The sequence below is a fragment of the Yoonia sp. GPGPB17 genome (assembly GCF_037892195.1).
Classification (GTDB): Bacteria; Pseudomonadota; Alphaproteobacteria; order Rhodobacterales; family Rhodobacteraceae; genus Yoonia.
On record NZ_JATACI010000002.1, the window covers coordinates 1,506,759 to 1,522,425 of the forward strand.

Annotated in this window: 16 protein-coding genes and 1 pseudogene; 11 read left to right on the forward strand and 6 right to left on the reverse strand. The window is 56.1% G+C overall.

The window, feature by feature from the left end; all coding sequences use genetic code 11:
- Nucleotides 1-15: 15 nt before the first annotated feature.
- The 4 genes from QTO30_RS08150 to QTO30_RS08165 all read left to right on the forward strand — a co-directional run bounded on the left by QTO30_RS08150 (nucleotide 16) and on the right by QTO30_RS08165 (nucleotide 2,733).
- Nucleotides 16-1,179 carry an alpha-hydroxy acid oxidase gene (locus QTO30_RS08150; RefSeq protein ID WP_340423683.1) on the forward strand — a complete coding sequence of 388 codons (1,164 nt, stop codon included), beginning with the start codon at nucleotides 16-18 and terminating at the stop codon, nucleotides 1,177-1,179.
- 265 nt (nucleotides 1,180-1,444) lie between these two features.
- Nucleotides 1,445-1,675: a hypothetical protein gene (locus tag QTO30_RS08155; RefSeq protein ID WP_340423684.1), complete on the forward strand. Its 231-nt coding sequence runs from the start codon at nucleotides 1,445-1,447 to the stop codon at nucleotides 1,673-1,675.
- 251 nt (nucleotides 1,676-1,926) lie between these two features.
- Nucleotides 1,927-2,205, forward strand: coding sequence for a hypothetical protein (locus tag QTO30_RS08160; RefSeq protein ID WP_340423685.1), 279 nt, complete (start codon nucleotides 1,927-1,929; stop codon nucleotides 2,203-2,205).
- A gap of 243 nt (nucleotides 2,206-2,448) precedes the next feature.
- Complete coding sequence (locus QTO30_RS08165) at nucleotides 2,449-2,733, forward strand: hypothetical protein (protein WP_340423686.1); 285 nt, start codon at nucleotides 2,449-2,451, stop codon at nucleotides 2,731-2,733.
- 91 nt (nucleotides 2,734-2,824) lie between these two features.
- Here the strand turns inward: QTO30_RS08165 and QTO30_RS08170 are convergent, their stop codons facing one another.
- Nucleotides 2,825-3,856 (reverse strand): MFS transporter, encoded by a 1,032-nt coding sequence (locus QTO30_RS08170; protein ID WP_340423687.1) that lies wholly within the window; start codon nucleotides 3,854-3,856, stop codon nucleotides 2,825-2,827.
- A 279-nt stretch (nucleotides 3,857-4,135) separates the two neighbouring features.
- Here QTO30_RS08170 and QTO30_RS08175 point away from each other — a divergent pair, with 279 nt between their 5' ends.
- The 3 genes from QTO30_RS08175 (at nucleotide 4,136) to QTO30_RS08185 (ending at nucleotide 6,598) form a co-directional block, all read left to right on the forward strand.
- Nucleotides 4,136-5,458 carry an NAD(P)/FAD-dependent oxidoreductase gene (locus QTO30_RS08175; RefSeq protein WP_340423688.1) on the forward strand — a complete coding sequence of 441 codons (1,323 nt, stop codon included), beginning with the start codon at nucleotides 4,136-4,138 and terminating at the stop codon, nucleotides 5,456-5,458.
- A gap of 11 nt (nucleotides 5,459-5,469) precedes the next feature.
- Entirely contained in the window at nucleotides 5,470-5,823 is a 354-nt protein-coding gene (locus QTO30_RS08180; protein ID WP_340423689.1) for a DUF5368 domain-containing protein, read from the forward strand.
- Between the two features lie 118 nt (nucleotides 5,824-5,941).
- Nucleotides 5,942-6,598: a 50S ribosomal protein L25/general stress protein Ctc gene (locus QTO30_RS08185; protein ID WP_340423690.1), complete on the forward strand. Its 657-nt coding sequence runs from the start codon at nucleotides 5,942-5,944 to the stop codon at nucleotides 6,596-6,598.
- Nucleotides 6,599-6,667: 69 nt separating this feature from the next.
- On the opposite strand, the pseudogene QTO30_RS08190 reads toward QTO30_RS08185, so the two are convergent.
- Nucleotides 6,668-9,104, reverse strand: a pseudogene (locus QTO30_RS08190) (GcvT family protein).
- Nucleotides 9,105-9,284: 180 nt separating this feature from the next.
- Between QTO30_RS08190 and QTO30_RS08195 the strand changes: the two are divergent.
- Nucleotides 9,285-10,805: a trimethylamine methyltransferase family protein gene (locus tag QTO30_RS08195; RefSeq protein ID WP_340423691.1), complete on the forward strand. Its 1,521-nt coding sequence runs from the start codon at nucleotides 9,285-9,287 to the stop codon at nucleotides 10,803-10,805.
- On the opposite strand, the gene QTO30_RS08200 is transcribed toward QTO30_RS08195, so the two are convergent.
- Complete coding sequence (locus tag QTO30_RS08200; RefSeq protein ID WP_340423692.1) at nucleotides 10,802-11,782, reverse strand: LysR family transcriptional regulator; 981 nt, start codon at nucleotides 11,780-11,782, stop codon at nucleotides 10,802-10,804. The two genes, QTO30_RS08195 and QTO30_RS08200, sit on opposite strands and share 4 nt — an antisense overlap.
- Before the next feature lie 130 nt (nucleotides 11,783-11,912).
- On the opposite strand from QTO30_RS08200, the gene pth reads away from it, so the two are divergent.
- The 3 genes from pth to QTO30_RS08215 all read left to right on the forward strand — a co-directional run bounded on the left by pth (nucleotide 11,913) and on the right by QTO30_RS08215 (nucleotide 14,080).
- Nucleotides 11,913-12,587 carry an aminoacyl-tRNA hydrolase gene (gene pth, locus QTO30_RS08205; protein ID WP_340423693.1) on the forward strand — a complete coding sequence of 225 codons (675 nt, stop codon included), beginning with the start codon at nucleotides 11,913-11,915 and terminating at the stop codon, nucleotides 12,585-12,587.
- Nucleotides 12,584-13,624, forward strand: coding sequence for a DUF2332 domain-containing protein (locus QTO30_RS08210; RefSeq protein WP_340423694.1), 1,041 nt, complete (start codon nucleotides 12,584-12,586; stop codon nucleotides 13,622-13,624). Before pth ends, QTO30_RS08210 begins: the two co-directional genes overlap by 4 nt.
- A 72-nt stretch (nucleotides 13,625-13,696) precedes the next feature.
- The gene (locus QTO30_RS08215) at nucleotides 13,697-14,080 is read left to right on the forward strand and encodes a DUF2237 family protein (protein ID WP_340423695.1); all 384 of its coding nucleotides are present in this window, start codon (nucleotides 13,697-13,699) and stop codon (nucleotides 14,078-14,080) included.
- On the opposite strand, the gene QTO30_RS08220 is transcribed toward QTO30_RS08215, so the two are convergent.
- The 3 genes from QTO30_RS08220 to QTO30_RS08230 are packed head-to-tail and all read right to left on the reverse strand — an operon-like array spanning nucleotide 14,069 to nucleotide 15,554.
- A complete protein-coding gene (locus tag QTO30_RS08220; RefSeq protein WP_340423696.1) occupies nucleotides 14,069-14,554 on the reverse strand; it encodes a helix-turn-helix transcriptional regulator in 486 nt (161 codons plus the stop codon). The two genes, QTO30_RS08215 and QTO30_RS08220, sit on opposite strands and share 12 nt — an antisense overlap.
- A 28-nt stretch (nucleotides 14,555-14,582) precedes the next feature.
- Nucleotides 14,583-15,044 (reverse strand): PepSY domain-containing protein, encoded by a 462-nt coding sequence (locus QTO30_RS08225; RefSeq protein WP_340423697.1) that lies wholly within the window; start codon nucleotides 15,042-15,044, stop codon nucleotides 14,583-14,585.
- A 21-nt stretch (nucleotides 15,045-15,065) separates the two neighbouring features.
- The gene (locus QTO30_RS08230) at nucleotides 15,066-15,554 is read right to left on the reverse strand and encodes a PepSY domain-containing protein (protein ID WP_340423698.1); all 489 of its coding nucleotides are present in this window, start codon (nucleotides 15,552-15,554) and stop codon (nucleotides 15,066-15,068) included.
- Nucleotides 15,555-15,667: the final 113 nt, after the last annotated feature.

Below are 15,667 nucleotides of genomic sequence, written 5' to 3' on the forward strand. Positions count from 1 at the left end.
TTCAAGGATTTCGCCATGCCCGTTATTACAACGATCGCTGATCTGAAGCGGCTTCATAAACGTCGCACGCCCAAGATGTTTTATGATTACGCCGAAAGCGGCAGTTGGACGGAACAAACCTTTCGTGAAAACACTTCCGATTTCGACCTGATCCGCCTACGCCAGCGCATCGCTGTCGACATGACCAACCGGACCACGGCAAGCCAGATGATCGGGCAGGAAGTATCCATGCCGGTGGCTCTTGCCCCGGTCGGGCTGACAGGTATGCAGTGTGCCGACGGTGAGATCAAGGCCGCGCGGGCCGCCGAAAAATTTGGCGTGCCGTTTACCCTGTCTACCATGTCCATTTGTTCAATCGAGGATGTGGCAGCAAGAACAAACAAACCGTTCTGGTTTCAGGTTTATACCCTGAAAGACGACGAATTCATGAAGCGCCTGTTTGATCGCGCACGCGATGCCGGGTGTTCGGCCATGGTGATCACACTTGATCTGCAAATCATGGGTCAGCGGCACAAAGACCTCAAAAACGGTCTGTCTGCCCCACCAAAGTTCACACTGGCCAGCATGGCAGACCTCGCCACCAAATGGTCATGGGGCCTCGAGATGTTGGGCACGCCGCGCCGTTTCTTTGGCAATATTGTTGGCCACGCCAAAGGTGTGTCTGACCCCTCCTCGCTTGCATCTTGGACGGCTGAGGCCTTTGACCACGCCCTGGATTGGAACCGCGTCGCGGAATTGATGAAGATGTGGGGCGGTCCCGTGATCCTGAAAGGTATTCTGGACGCCGAAGATGCAAAAAAAGCGGCCGAACTCGGAGCGGATGCAATTATCGTGTCAAACCACGGCGGTCGCCAGCTTGATGGGGCTTTATCGTCGATCCGCGCATTGCCCGCCATCATGGACGCGGTCGGCGACAAGGTAGAGGTGCACTTGGATAGTGGGATCAGATCCGGCCAGGATGTGCTCAAGGCGCTCGCCATGGGGGCAAAGGGCACCTATATCGGGCGCGCTTTCGTCAACGGGCTGGGCGCGATGGGCGAGAAAGGTGTGAAAACCGCATTGGAGGTTATCCACAAGGAACTGGACACCACAATGGCACTTTGCGGGCGGCGCGATGTCAACGAACTGGACCGCGATGTCTTACTTGTGCCAGAGGATTTCGAGGGGCGCTGGCAGTAGCATTCGCTGGTCGCAGCGACGAAGCAATTCAGATTCAATTCAGGGTTGATAATACTTGGAACATATCCCACATACGGCGGTTAGTTTCCGGTTTTCGCACAGACAGCACACCGCTACATATCTGGAATTGCTTACTTAAGCCGCTGTACAGGGTGTAAGGTATTGACGTTTGGACGCGGCTTGGTGATGACGGTGCCGCGCGTGGGGGCGCTTTGAAAAGTACAGTCCAGTACCGAAAAGTACTATTGAGCAAGGAAACACAACGATGTTCACCAAAACGATCACATACGCCGCCGCTCTGGCCCTTTGCACATCATCCGCTTTCGCTGGCGGCCTGGCTAACGAAATTGTCGAGGCGCCTGTGATGGAGGCGGAAATGGCCCCCGCTGCGACTTCATCCGTAAACCCCACATACATTGTCGTTGGTATCTTGGCAGCGCTTTTGATTGCTGCCGCCGCCAATGACGACGAGGACAATGATCCATTGCCAAGTTAAATCAAAGTTGCCTGTTTGAACAATTTGAGGCGGTGCTGGCAAAGGTGCCGCCTTATTATTTGTAAGCCCGCGCATCGTGAGGGTCATGGCGATTTTGAAGCAAAAAATGTATAAAATGTGTGCCTCAAGCAACGTGGTGGTATGGAATACCCGTACTTGGGAGTGACCGGATCGGCAAAACATTGACGCAAAGTTAACGCTTTGCAATGCTCTCGGTCATCTAAAACAGGTAATGAGTGAGGAAACACCTGATGTTCACAAGAACCATGGCATGCGCCGCCGCAATCGCCCTATCCACAACATCCGCCTTTGCAGGTGGACTTGCAGACGCCATCGTCGAGACGCCCCCAATGGAAGAGGCAGTCGCACCAGCTGCCGGTCCATCTATCGAACCAACGTACATCGTTGTTGGCATTCTCGCCGCTCTTTTGATCGCAGCGGCCGTCAATGATGATGACGATGATGGTGATGGTGATGGTGATAATGGCGGGGATAATGGCCTTGGCGATATCACTGACGTGCGCCGATAGGACAACTTCATAATTTATGAACTTTTGGGCGGCGCCAATGATGGTGCCGCTCTTTTTTTGAAATAGCACTTGGCTGCATTATGCGCGCCGAAACGTGATACGTATCAAAAACAGCCACTTAGACGGCCCAATGGTATGGAATACCTTTCTTTTCGTATACTTTGAGCGGCAAACCGTTGACGCAAAGTTAACCCTTTGCAATGTTCTCGTTCACGAAAATTCATAACGAGTGAGGAACAGAATATGTTTACGAGAACAATGGCATGCGTCGCAGTGCTTGCCCTATCCACCACATCCGCTTTTGCAGGTGGACTTGCAGACGCAATTGTCGAAACGCCTCCGATGGAAGAAGCTGTCGCACCCGCAGCCGGCCCTTCGATTGAGCCGACATACATTGTGTTGGGCGTCTTGGCGGCGCTTTTGATCGCTGCCGCAGTGAATGAAGACGACGATGATGATGATGGTGATGAGCCAGTGCGCGTACGTATGAAAGAAGTGGAATTCGACACAACCCCGCTTGACAACTAAGTTTTCACCTAGAAGCTGAATAAGACGAACTTTTATTATTCAATGAATAGGGCGGCACCACAGTGGTTGCTGCCCTTTTTCGACGGCGGGTCTATGACGGCCGAGACATGCGCCGGACGACAACGGCCAAGGGCAGCGCACTCAGTAGCAACAAAGCCACTGCCAGAAACGCGACCCTCAGGCCAAATCCCTCGGACAGCAAACCCATCAACATCGGTGCAAAAAAGAAACCTGAAAAGCCAATCACAGCGGTACGGCTGATCGCTTCTGTGCGCAAATGGGGCGGAACCAGTTGGCCAACAAGCGCCAACCCGATAGGTCCGATCACGGACACACCCAAACCCAGAATGCCAAAGCCAAGGTAGGCCAATGGCGGAGAAGGTGCTAAAGCTGCGATCACAGCCCCCGTTGCTGAAATCACAGATGCCCCAATGACAAGGGGGATTTGGCGAATGCGCTCTGCGACCGCCTGGCCGGAGAAACGTCCGACAGCCATGGTGATCCCCAGCATCGCCGGTCCCAGCGCCCCTTCGGCAGCTCCACCACCTAAAGTGCGCTCTACATGCAGGGCGGACCAGGCCTCTACCGTAGCCTCTGACATGAAGGCGACAAGAACGATTGCGCCACAAACAATGATCGGCCCTAGCGGATACTTTCCGGCATACCCGTCCTCCGGTGCAACAAAAGTCACATCCATGCGCATCAAAGGCAGCATGAGCAACGTTACCAAACCGATGCCCGCAAACACAGGCGTAGGTGGCAAACCGGCCTCGCGCGTGAACCCCACACATAAAGCCCCGCAAGCATATGCAACTGAAAACATCGCGTGGTTGGCGTTCATTAAGGGGCGACTGTGTTTTGCTTCCAACTCGCTGACGCGGGCGTTCATCACCACATCCAACAGACCAGAGGCCAACCCGACCACCGCCATGGATGCTGCAAAAACCAAAGGCAAAGTCACCTGCCCGGGCACCAACCACGCAAGCGCCAGCAATAGAGCCCCGGCCTGCATGCCCCGCGCGCCAAGCAGACGGTCCGCCCGTGGTGCCAGCCACATCGCCGAAACCAACCCCGTGGCCGAACCCAGCAACAGCGCACCAAACAATGCATCTGACGCCCCCAACTGCGCCTTGATCACTGGGACGTAGGCGGCAAAACACCCCAAAACATGCCGACAACGACAAAGGCAGCGGCAGGGCGGCGCGACAGGGAAAGGGCATTCAAAACTGACATATCCGCATGCCTGCCCCCGTTTTTAACCCAAAGCAAGGTTCAAAGCGCCAGGGGTCCGACCTGCGATGAAATGGGTGCCAGCAGCCGCCGGTTTCAGCCTTTGATCTTTGTCAATGGCAATAACGTCGCCGCTTTTACACTTGGCGCGTTTCCAGTGAGGAGTGGATACATGACATTTCTGAAAACACCGCTTTCGCGGCGTGGTGCTCTTGCTCTGGCGGCGGGCGCGGGGGCCAGCGCGCTGATGACCGCAGGGCAACAGGCACAAGCTCAGTCTTCTGTTGCAACCAACGCGCAGATTGTAATCTTGGGCGCGGGGGCGGCTGGAACAGCCTTGGCCAACCGCTTGTCACGGCGGTTGGATGGCGCGCAGATAACGATTGTCGATGGTCGGGCCGAACATTGGTATCAACCCGGACTCAGTCTGGTTGCCACAGGTCTGAAACCGGCCTCTTACGCTGTCAGTCGGACCACGGACTGGTTGCCGCAAGATGTCGCGCTGAAAACAGAGTTCGCAGTTCAAATCGACCCCGAAACCAAAGCAGTCACGCTGCAAAGCGGTGAGGTGCTGCGCTATGATTATCTGATTGTGGCGACGGGGCTGATCCTGGATCACGACGCGATTGATGGGTTTGACCTTGATATGGTGGGCACCAATGGCATCGGCGCGCTCTATGCGGGGCCTGACTATGCCCGTCGGACTTGGCAAGCCGCGTCGGCGTTCATTGAAACGGGTGGACGCGGTTTGTTCACCCGTCCGGCAACAGAAATGAAATGCGCAGGCGCCCCGCTGAAACACGTTTTTTTGTTGGATGATCTGGCGCGCACCGCAGGCACGCGCACCCAAATGGAACTGAGCTATGCCGCGAACAACAGCAGCCTTTTTGGTGTCCCCATCGTGGCCGAGAAAGTGCGCATGTTGTTTGATAACCGGGGCATCGGTTCGGCCTACTCTCATGTCCTGAAAGCAATTGAACCAGGTTCCAAACGAGCAACCTTTGCCACGCCCGACGGTGATGTGGAACAGGACTATGACTATATCCATGTGATCCCACCCCAGCGCGCACCCGATGTGATCCGTCAATCGGGCCTCAGTTGGGCTGACAAATGGACGGATCAGGGGTGGATTGAAGTTGATCAATACAACCTGCGTCATCTGCGATACCCGGAAGTTTTTGCTGTGGGTGATGTCGCTGGTGTGCCAAAGGGAAAAACCGCTGCCTCTGTCAAATGGCAAGTGCCAGTCGTCGAACAACATCTGGTTGCCCAAATCAGTGGCGGCCGCACGGACGCCGCCTATAATGGTTACACCTCATGCCCGCTGATCACGCGCGTCGGGCGCGCCATGTTGGTTGAATTTGACTACAACAACGACCTTGTTCCCAGCTTTCCCGGCGTCATCGCGCCTTTGGAAGAACTGTGGATCAGCTGGCTGATGAAAGAGGTCGCACTGAAGGCAACCTATAACGCAATGTTGCGCGGTCGCGCATAAGGGGGATCATCATGCAGGAAATCAGCTTCGAGACACTGCTGTATGTTTTGATAGAGGTTTTTGGACCGGTACTGTTCTGGCTGATGGTCGGCGTGGCAGCCGTCGTAACACTAGCATATCTCTTTGTGCTTATCAGAGACCGGGCCGTTAGTTGGCGCAAGTTCCTTTGGGCGCAACTGTCGATGCCTGTTGGCGCCGTGGCTGCGGTGGGTTTTGTGATGTGGGTGACGGATTCTAACCTGCGCGATATGGGCGGTCCTATTGACCTGATCATCCTGCTTGGTGTGGCGATCATCGGGGCCATCGGCATCGCCATACTTGTCTATACGGCAGAAGCGCTGCTGCTGCGCAAAGACCCGCAATAGCGCGCATTCCGCTACACCCATATTCCCCCTTTCCAAAACACCGAATCCCCCCTATACGGCGGGCTTCATCGGGCTCGGACACCCTTGGAGGCGGGCCCCTACATATCGGAGAAATACTATGGCTGGAAAGATCCCAGATCTGAACGCCAAGGTACGCGCGGGGACAGGCAAGGGGGCCGCCCGCCAAGCTCGCCGTGAGGGCGACGTACCTGGCATTGTTTATGGTGGCGGCACAGACCCGCAATCCATCAGCATCCCATTCAACTACCTTCTGACAAAATTGCGCAAGGGTGGCTTCATGTCCACGCTGCACAACCTCAAGATCGAGGGTCAGGAAGACGTGCGTGTCATTTGCCGTGGCGTGCAGCGCGACGTGGTCAAGGACTTGCCAACACACATCGACCTGATGCGCCTGAAGCGCACAAGCCGTGTGAACATCTTTATCCCGGTCGAGTTCTTGAATGCAGACACTTGCCCCGGCGTGAAAAAGGGCGGCGTTCTGACTGTTGTGCGTAACGAAGTCGAACTGAACGTTCTGGCGGGTGAAATCCCTGACAGCATCGAGATCGATCTCGCTGACGTGCAGATTGGTGATACCATTTCCATCAGCAACGTCACATTGCCTGAAGGGGCAACACCGACGATCACCGACCGTGACTTTGTTATTGCGAACGTTGCCGCACCACGTGCGCTTCTGTCTGATGACGAGGAAGAAGGTGAAGAGGTTGCCGCCGACGAAGTACCGACAGCTTCTGATGAGGCCGCTGAAGAGTAATCAGCGTTTCAGCTTTGATTTTGAAAGGGCATCCCGAATTGGGGTGCCCTTTTTTCTTGGTGCAATCAATCAGCCGCGCATACGGTCAAATCCGGGGTCATAGGGCGACGGCGCGATCACCGCCGCATCAACCATATCTCCCAGCAGGTCTAACTGCATCGTGCTGCCGACAGCGGCCAGTTCCGGTATCACAAAGGCATAGGCAAGGTTCATCCCCGTCCGGTGTCCCCATTCACCAGAGGTGATCGTCCCAACGACCACGCCATCTAGCATAAGCGACGCGCCACCGTAGGCAGGCGTATGCATCGCATCAATCTTCAGCGTGACCAGTTGTTTCTGCGGTCCTTGCGCCATTTGGGTCATCAAGGCCGCCTTGCCGACGAAATCCCCCCTTCTCGGCCTTCACAAAACGGTCGAGGCCAGTTTCTAACGGATTGAACTCGGTGATGAGGTCCGCTTTCCAATGCAGGAAACCCTTTTCCATCCGCATCGAGTCTACCGCGCGGGCACCGAAAAGTCGCATATTGTATGCCTTTCCTGCCTCACGCAAAGCAAGATAGGCGGCATAAAGCGATGCATTCGGCACGTGTATTTCATAGGCCAACTCACCGCTGAAACTGACACCGATCACCGTGGCAGGCGCAAACCCGATAAAGCACTCGCGCACGGACAACCAAGGAAAGGCTTCTTTCGACCAATCAGCCCGGCTGACCGCCTGCAAGACCTCGCGCGACCTTGGGCTTACCAACACAAGGATCGTTTGGTCATTGGTCAGGCTGGTGATCCGCACGTCTTCATCTGCCGCGATATGTGCCGTCAGCCAGTCCATGTCGTGATACTCGGACGCCGCAGCCGACCCATACCAGACCCGCGCGGGCCCACGGTCGGATGCAGGCAGGTTCGCGACCGTCGCCTCACCCTTCACCATACCTTGATGGTTGAGCAGATAGCCAAGGCCAACACGCCCCTCTCGGGTCGTCACGGCGCCGCAGAACATCCGATCAAGAAACAGATGGCGATCAGCACCCGTGATCTCGAGCCGGTTGAAGCCATTGACTTCGCACAGGCCCACATTCTGTTGAACATTGCGAACTTCTGATGCGACCAGATCAAAGGTCTCATCAAAATGAAAATCGAGCGTATGGTGGACCTCCGGCGCAGGCTTTATGTAATCTACCCGCTCCCATCCGTTCACTACGCTAAACTCCGCACCCTCAGCCGCCAGAATGGGCGTCAGTGGCGTTGTCTTCGCAGGACGGCCCGCCGGACGATGCTCGTGCGGAAAATGGAAGCGGAATTCGTTCTGGTAGTCTTCAATCGCCTTCAGCGATGTTATCTCAACATTCGCGTGTCCCGTGAAACGGCGTGGATCAATGCACCATGTGTCATAGCAGGCCTCACCATGCACGATTTGCTGTGCGAGTAGCCAACCATGCCCGCCGCCCTCACCCAAACCTGCACGCAGACCGATGATGCAGAACGCATTGCGTTTACCGGGGATCGGCCCCACCAAAGGCGCGCCGTCAATGGTATAGGTGATCGGCCCGTTCACGACAGTATGAATACCCGTTTCCATCAGTGCGGGCATGCGCGCAAAGGCGCCTTCCAGAACGTCCGTCACACGGTCCAGGTCATCCGGGCAAAGCGCATTGACAAAGTTGGGGTCAATTCCGTCCATGCCCCAAGGCTTACAGTCCTGTTCATAGAACCCCACCAGCAACCCGTTCTTTTCCTGACGGCAATAATAATCGCTGATTGGGCAGCGCAGCAGCGGCATGCGGTGGCTTGCCTCTTTGATCGCCGCGATCTCCTCGGTCAAAAAGTATTGGTGTTCCATCGACGCCACGGGGTGATGTACCCCCATCATCGCGCCGACCTCATTCACCCGGTAACCACCTGCATTGACGATCACATCACAGTCAATATCGCCATGCTCGGTGTGGACCGTCCACGTATCATCCTTGTGCTGGCTCAGCCCGGTAACGGGCGTATTGCGATAGACCTCGGCCCCTGCCTTGCGTGCTCGGCGGGCCAAGGCCTGACACAATTGTGCAGGATCAATATCACCATCCATCGGGTCCCACAGACCACCAATCAGATTATCGGTCGAAATCAACGGATGACGGCGCGCGCATTCTTCGGGGTCGATGACCTCAAATTCCACATCCATCCCCCGCGCCATCGACGCAAAGTGCCGGTAGCCCTGCATCTGTGCCTCGGTATTCGCAAGCCGGATGCCACCATCGCCGTGGTGGTAGTTGATCGGATACTCGGGATCCTCGGCCAGTTCTTTGTAAAGGTTGATCGAGTGGGTCTTCAGCCCCACCATCGTCTGGTTCATGCCAAAGTTTGTCACCTGTGCCGCCGAATGCCATGTGGTGCCCGAGGTCAACTCGTTCCGCTCCACCAGCACCACGTCGGTCCAGCCCTCCTGGGTCAGGTGGTAGAGCGTCGAGCAACCGGCAATCCCACCTCCGATGACAACAGCTTTGGTACGCGATTTCATGGGTCTTCTCCTGTCGGACGCTGGCAGAAGAGGGCGGTATTTTTGCGGCCCTGACAACTAGCTGAGGTAAATATTCCAAAAATTAGAAACTATATTTTGATTTTTACGAAAGAGGTTTCTGACGATTGCCTCAAAGGCATGAAACAAAGTTCACTCGTGCTACGGGCAAGGGAGTGCGGAATGTGCGCAAGGCGGGCTGAAGGAAGTGGCCGTAAGGGGCGATTGGCCAAGCGGGCCGCCAAACCCGTATTTGATCCCTGCCCGCCAGGTCAGATCGGTGGAACCTACCGCCTGCTAACCAACGCCGAGATTACCCGCATCTATGAAACGGCTCTGAGGCTGCTCGCTAATCTGGGCTTGGGCGACGTTCCGAACCGGCTGCGCACCGACTTACTCAATGCAGGCGCAATGGACGGCGATGAAGGCCGCATCCTGTTTCCACGGATGCTGGTGGAAGACGCTGTTGCTGGCGCCGCCAAAACATTCATTCTCCATGGCCGTGACGATGCGCGCTCAATCGAAGTTGGCGGGCACCGGGTGCACTTTGGCACAGGTGGTGCTGCTGTTCAGACCCTCGACATCGATAGTCGCGCCTATCGCCCTTCAACGCTCGCAGATTTGCACAATTTCACGCGGCTACAAGACACGCTTGCCAACGTCAGCTGGTACACGCGCTGTTGTGTCGCCACGGATGTACACGACATCATTGATCTGGATGTGAACACGGCCTACGCGTTGATCAAGAACACGACAAAACCGACAGCGACCTCTTTCACAGTGGCCGAAAATGTGGCCCCAATTGTCGAAATGATGGATATCGCGGCTGGCGGCACAGGGGCGTTTTTCAAGCGACCCTTCATGAAGGCGCATATCAGTCCGGTCATTTCACCAATGCGATATGGCGAAGACGCCGTAGATGTTGTCTACGAATGTATCAGACACAACATCCCGATCTCTTGCATTACTGCGGCGCAAGCCGGGGCGACCGCGCCAGCCACCTTAGCGGGGTTTCTGGCCCAATCATTGGCCGAAACGCTCGCCAGTCTGGTGATGGTTCATGCCATTAAACCGGGGCATCCTATGGTCTTCTCGAACTGGCCTTTGGTGATTGATCTACGCACCGGCGCGTTTTCGGGTGGCAGCGGGGAAAGTGCCGTCTTGAACGCAGCATCGGCACAAGTCTCGAACTGGTTGGGGCTGCCATCCGGGGTGGCCTGTTCCATGACCGACGCCAAGGCGATTGACGCGCAATACGGGATGGAAAAAGGGCTCACCTCTCTTGCCGCTGCCTTGGTTAGCGGGAACCTGATCTATGAAAGCTCGGGCATGACAGCATCGCTTTTGGGTGCCAGTTTCGAGGCATTCATTCTGGATGATGAAATGCATTCGCACACATATCGCGCCCTGCGCGGCATTGAGGTGACCGATGACAACCTTGGCTATGAGGCGATCATTGAGGCCGTAACGGGCGAAGGGCATTTCTTGGGTGGCACGCATACGCTAGCCGCGATGGAGCATGACTATTTCTACCCAACCCTCGCCGATCGTGAACAGCCCATCACCTGGGAAGAGAACGGCAGAAAAGACGCGTGGGACATGGCCCGCGACTGGGCGCGCGACATCCTCGCCAAGCACCACCCGACGTATCTGACACCGGATCAAGACGCTGAAATCAGAGCTAAGTTCAATATTTTGATTTAGTCGGGATCAATCAATGTGAATTGACCAACCAACCATGGTGTCGCCTTGTGGGACGGCATGATGACATGCGCCTCAAGCGATGCACGCAATCGTTCATCAATCAGATCCAAGACCGTTTCGGCACTATCCTGGGTGGCCAAGAGTGACAGCCGACGCGCGAAGCTCTTGCCTGGGAAGGGATGCAGTTGCACCTGCTGGTGAAAGCGTTGCGCACGTGAAAACAACAAAGGCGTGGTGATTGTCCAGCCCGCGCCAGAGGCAACCATGCCCATAAGCGTTTGATTGTTGTTGCAGGCAAACTGATGCGCCAGCGCTATCCCAAGACGGCGAAGTTGCGCTTCAATCTGCCGGGCAATGATCAGATCGCTGGAAAACCGCAGGAACGGCAGTTTGTTACTGCCGCCCACGATATCAGGCAGCGATTGATCTGTATCGCGTGGCAGCACCAAGACGAATGGGTCACGTAAAAGCGGCCTCTCTTGCAGGTCGCGATGGCGTTCAGGGGGGCTTGTCGTGATCCCCATATCCAACTGCCTGTTGCGCAACATCTCGATAACTTCGTGACTAGTCGCGGTGTGGTAGAGAAAATCACACCCCGGCATCCTTGATGAAAGATGCGACGCAAGCTCTGGCACTATGTCACTGTCTAGATCTTCTATGGAACCGATACGCAAGTGCCGTGCTTCTGCGACATCACCGGCGGTCGCTTCGGTCTGTGCCTTGCGAATGGCAAGCAGCGCATCGTCAATGTTCGCCAGAAACGCCTGCCCCTTGGGTGTCAAAACAACGGGCCTGCGCGCATGATCAAGCAGGTTCACGCCCAAATGCTCCTCAAGACTTTTGAGGTGATATGATACCGTACTGATCGACAGCCCCGTTTCTTGTGCCGTAGCTTGGACAGACCCCTTTCGCGCACAAATCTGGAACAATTCAAGCCATTTGAGGTTAAGCCCTTTCCGATTGAAATGCGGCGCCATGATGCTGTCCTTTGACGGGTATGGATGCCTATTGTTTCGATGAATGCACAGTACAAATCTACCAAAATCGAAATTCTGGACCACAAATGAAGCTCTGGCGCTGCACTGCGGCGTAAGATAGGTTGCGTCCATGAAGCTTCTTGTCGGCCTTGGAAACCCGGGCGCGAAATACGCGCAGAACCGTCATAACATCGGCTTTATGGCGATGGACCGAATTGCAGCGGACCACGGGTTCAGCGGTTGGCGATCGAAGTTTCAGGGGCAAACCTGCGACGGGCGCTTTGGCCCCGAAAAGGTCACACTGCTGAAGCCAGAGACTTTCATGAACCTTTCCGGCCAGTCGGTGGGCGAGGCGATGCGCTATCTCAAACTCGCGCCCGAGGATGTGATTGTGTTCCACGACGAGATCGATCTGGCCCCCGGCAAGGTCCGCCTGAAGACAGGTGGTGGGCATGCGGGACACAATGGGTTGCGCTCCATCCACGGGCATATCGGACCGGATTATGACCGCGTGCGCATGGGGGTCGGACATCCCGGGCACAAGGACGCGGTGCCGGGCTATGTGTTGCGCGACTTTCCCAAGGCGGATGCAGAGTGGCTGGATGATGAATTGCGCGGTGTCAGTGATGGCATTGCCGAATTGATCGCAGGCGATGGCGGCAAGTTTTTGAATGCAATCGCACTGCGTGTCGCACCGCCGCGATCTTCAAAGTCAGCCCCGAAACCCAAAGCGGTTGCACCTGCGCCAGAACCGGCTCCCGACACACGGTCAGCCATGCAAAAACTTGTGGACAAGTTTCGGTGACGCCTACCGCAATTCAAGAGGCGTTTCTTTATCAATCCAAAGCCTGCGCCAACCTTGGCTCGCCCTTCATGGCGCGTCTGATGGCGCTTTGCGGTACAATGAGTTGGCCCGAGGGGGACGTAACGGACCGTATCTTCAGCTGGCAGGGTGATATCAGCCCTGCGGGCCAATCGGTGCCGTTGCGATTGGCCGGTGCGCTGCATGCATTGCATTTGCGGGGGCATGCAGGGCTGGGGCACGTATACCCACCGAACGAGGGGGACGATGCGCCGCTTTGGAAGGCTGTGTGTGCAGCGCTTGTTGCGGATGCGGATCACATCAACGCCTGGCTTGATCGCGCACCGCAAACCAACGAAGTGCGACGCTCAGCAACGTTGATCCCTGTCGGGCATTTGCTGACCGAACACTTTGGATTGCCGCTTCGGACATCGGAACTCGGGGCGAGCGGCGGCCTGAACCTGCATTGGGACACATATGCGCTAAAGTTGGGTGATATTCGCCGAGGGTCAAGCAACCCTGCCCTGACGCTGACGCCTGACTGGACCGGCCCGGCCCCGCCAGACACGCCCGTGACGGTTGCATCTCGTGGTGGAGCTGACCTGAACCCCCTGAACCCGGCAAACCCCGATGATGCCTTGCGTCTGCAAGCCTATCTCTGGCCAGATCAACCCGAACGCATGGCACTGACCCGTGCCGCAATTTCGGCCGCAAAGACGCCAGTGGACCAAGGTGATGCGATTGATTGGCTCAAGCCCCGATTGGCGCATGTGGTTGGGCAAACACATCTGATCTATAGCACTGTCGCATGGCAGTACTTTCCTGCGGTCAAGCAGGCCGAAGGGACAGCACTGATCGAAGACGCAGGGGCATCGGCATCCCGTGATACGCCGCTGGCATGGTTCGGCATGGAAAACGATGGCAGTGGGCGTGGCGCGGCCCTGACCCTGCGGCTTTGGCCGGGCGACGTGACACTTGCGCTGGGACGGGCGGATTTTCACGGGCGCTGGGTTGCATGGAGCACCGAAAGCACCGGCTAGGCCAGATGCAGGCATAGCATTTCTTGTGCGCCAACCTACATTACTAGGAAGACAAAGAAAGATGCGAACCTGATGGAAAAAGACCCTTCATTCAACGTCCTCGGCAGTACACTGACCGCATGTTCAACTGCACCGATGACGGGTTTCTTCCGCAATGGCGCCTGCGACACATGCGCAGCTGATCAAGGCAGCCATACCGTTTGCGCCGTGATGACTGATGAATTCCTCGCCTTCTCAAAATACGTGGGCAATGACCTGAGCACGCCACGCCCGGAATATGGGTTTCCGGGGTTAAAGGCCGGTGATGGGTGGTGTCTCTGCGCCAGCCGCTTTCTGCAAGCGCATGAGGAAGGCTGCGCGCCGCAGGTCAACTTGCATGCAACCCATGTGCGGGCTTTGGAAATCGTCTCGATTGAAATTCTGCGGGACTATGCGATTGGCACATCAGCCGGTTGAAGACGCATCCATAAGATCGTCAATGAAAAGACTAAGCAACTGCGTGCGCCCCGATACATCCGCCTTGCGGTAGATCGCATTTGTCTGCGCCTTGATGGTGCCTTCGCTGACATCGCGCAGGGCGGCGATTTCCTGCGTGGACATGCCCTTGATCGCAAATAGGGCCACATCGCGTTCTGCCGGTGTCAGCTCCCACGCGGCAAAACGTTCTTCCAGCACATCCATAAAGGCGCCCGAGGCCAGCCTGAGTTGATCTTCTACGACCACATTGCGCGCCATGGTTCGACGCAATACAACCCAGCCGAAGCCCACGCCCAGAAGCAGGCCCAGGGCCGCGCCGATTTCCACCAGTTCGTGAAGCTGCCAACTGATCGGTGCGACGCCTAAAACTGACGCGATGATCTGCGATACAAAAAAGACGGCGCATAAAAGCTGCACCGCAACGATCAAGACGACAGTCCATTGACCTTTCAACGACTGGCCCCCTTTTGGTCAGACCGGATCAATCATCGTCCCCATCATCACCGCCGTCATCATCATCGCCATCGTCGTCGTCGTCATCATCATCGTCGTCGTCATCATCGTCGTCATCATCATCATCGTCGTCGGCATCATCGTCGTCGGCATCGTTGTCGTCATCGTCGTCATCGTCACCTCCGGCTGATCCACTTCCGGGGTTGAAGATGCGCGGTCCATCATTGTCATCGTTATTGTCGTCATTTGTCTCAATCGTTCGCCAGTAGTCCCGCAGAATCTCTCCTGTCTGGGGGTTGAAAACCAACTCGCGGCGCAAATCATCACGAAAAGCCGTCACGCGGATACGCCCGAGCCACGTGCGTTGTAGCGTGATTTCCGAGAAGCCCTGTCCCTGCAACTGGCTGACAATCTGGTCCTGCACGGACTGGGCCGCCGCAAAATGCGGCGCCCCAGCGAGTACAAGACATATAGCGACCCGTTTCAGCATGAACGGGCCGCGGATGCGTAATTAGTCATCGTCGCCATCATCATCGTCGTCATCATCATCGTCATCGTCATCATCGCCGTCGTCGTCATCGTCATCGTCATCGTCGTCATCGTCATCGTCGTCATCGTCGTCATCGTCATCGTCGTCATCGTCGTCATCGTCATCGTCATCGTCATCGTCGTCATCGTCATCGTCATCGTCATCGTTCAGATCAACGAAGTCGTCATCATCATCTTCGATCGTCACGCCAGGTTCCAAATCGTCGTCATCATCAACAGGTTCTACCTCCTGTTCAAGGATTTCACCGGTTGCACGGTCATAAACCGCTTCCAGCTTACGATTGTTACGGACGGCTTCGACTTTGACCTGTGTCGGGCCATTGGTGACTTCAATACTCTCATAACCTTCTGCCTGTAGCGCCGAGATCACTTGTTCAGCAACTGACTGGGCGTGCCCTGCACCGGCGGTCAATGCAAACATGGCGGTAGTGGATAGCAAAATCTTTTTCATGGGTCATTCCTCTCGGGACATTGCAGCGCACCCCGCGTGCACCGCCTGTCCAGATCAAAAGCCAACCCCACATGCTGACGCTATCCACCATGCGTTTATTCTGAATAGCGTAA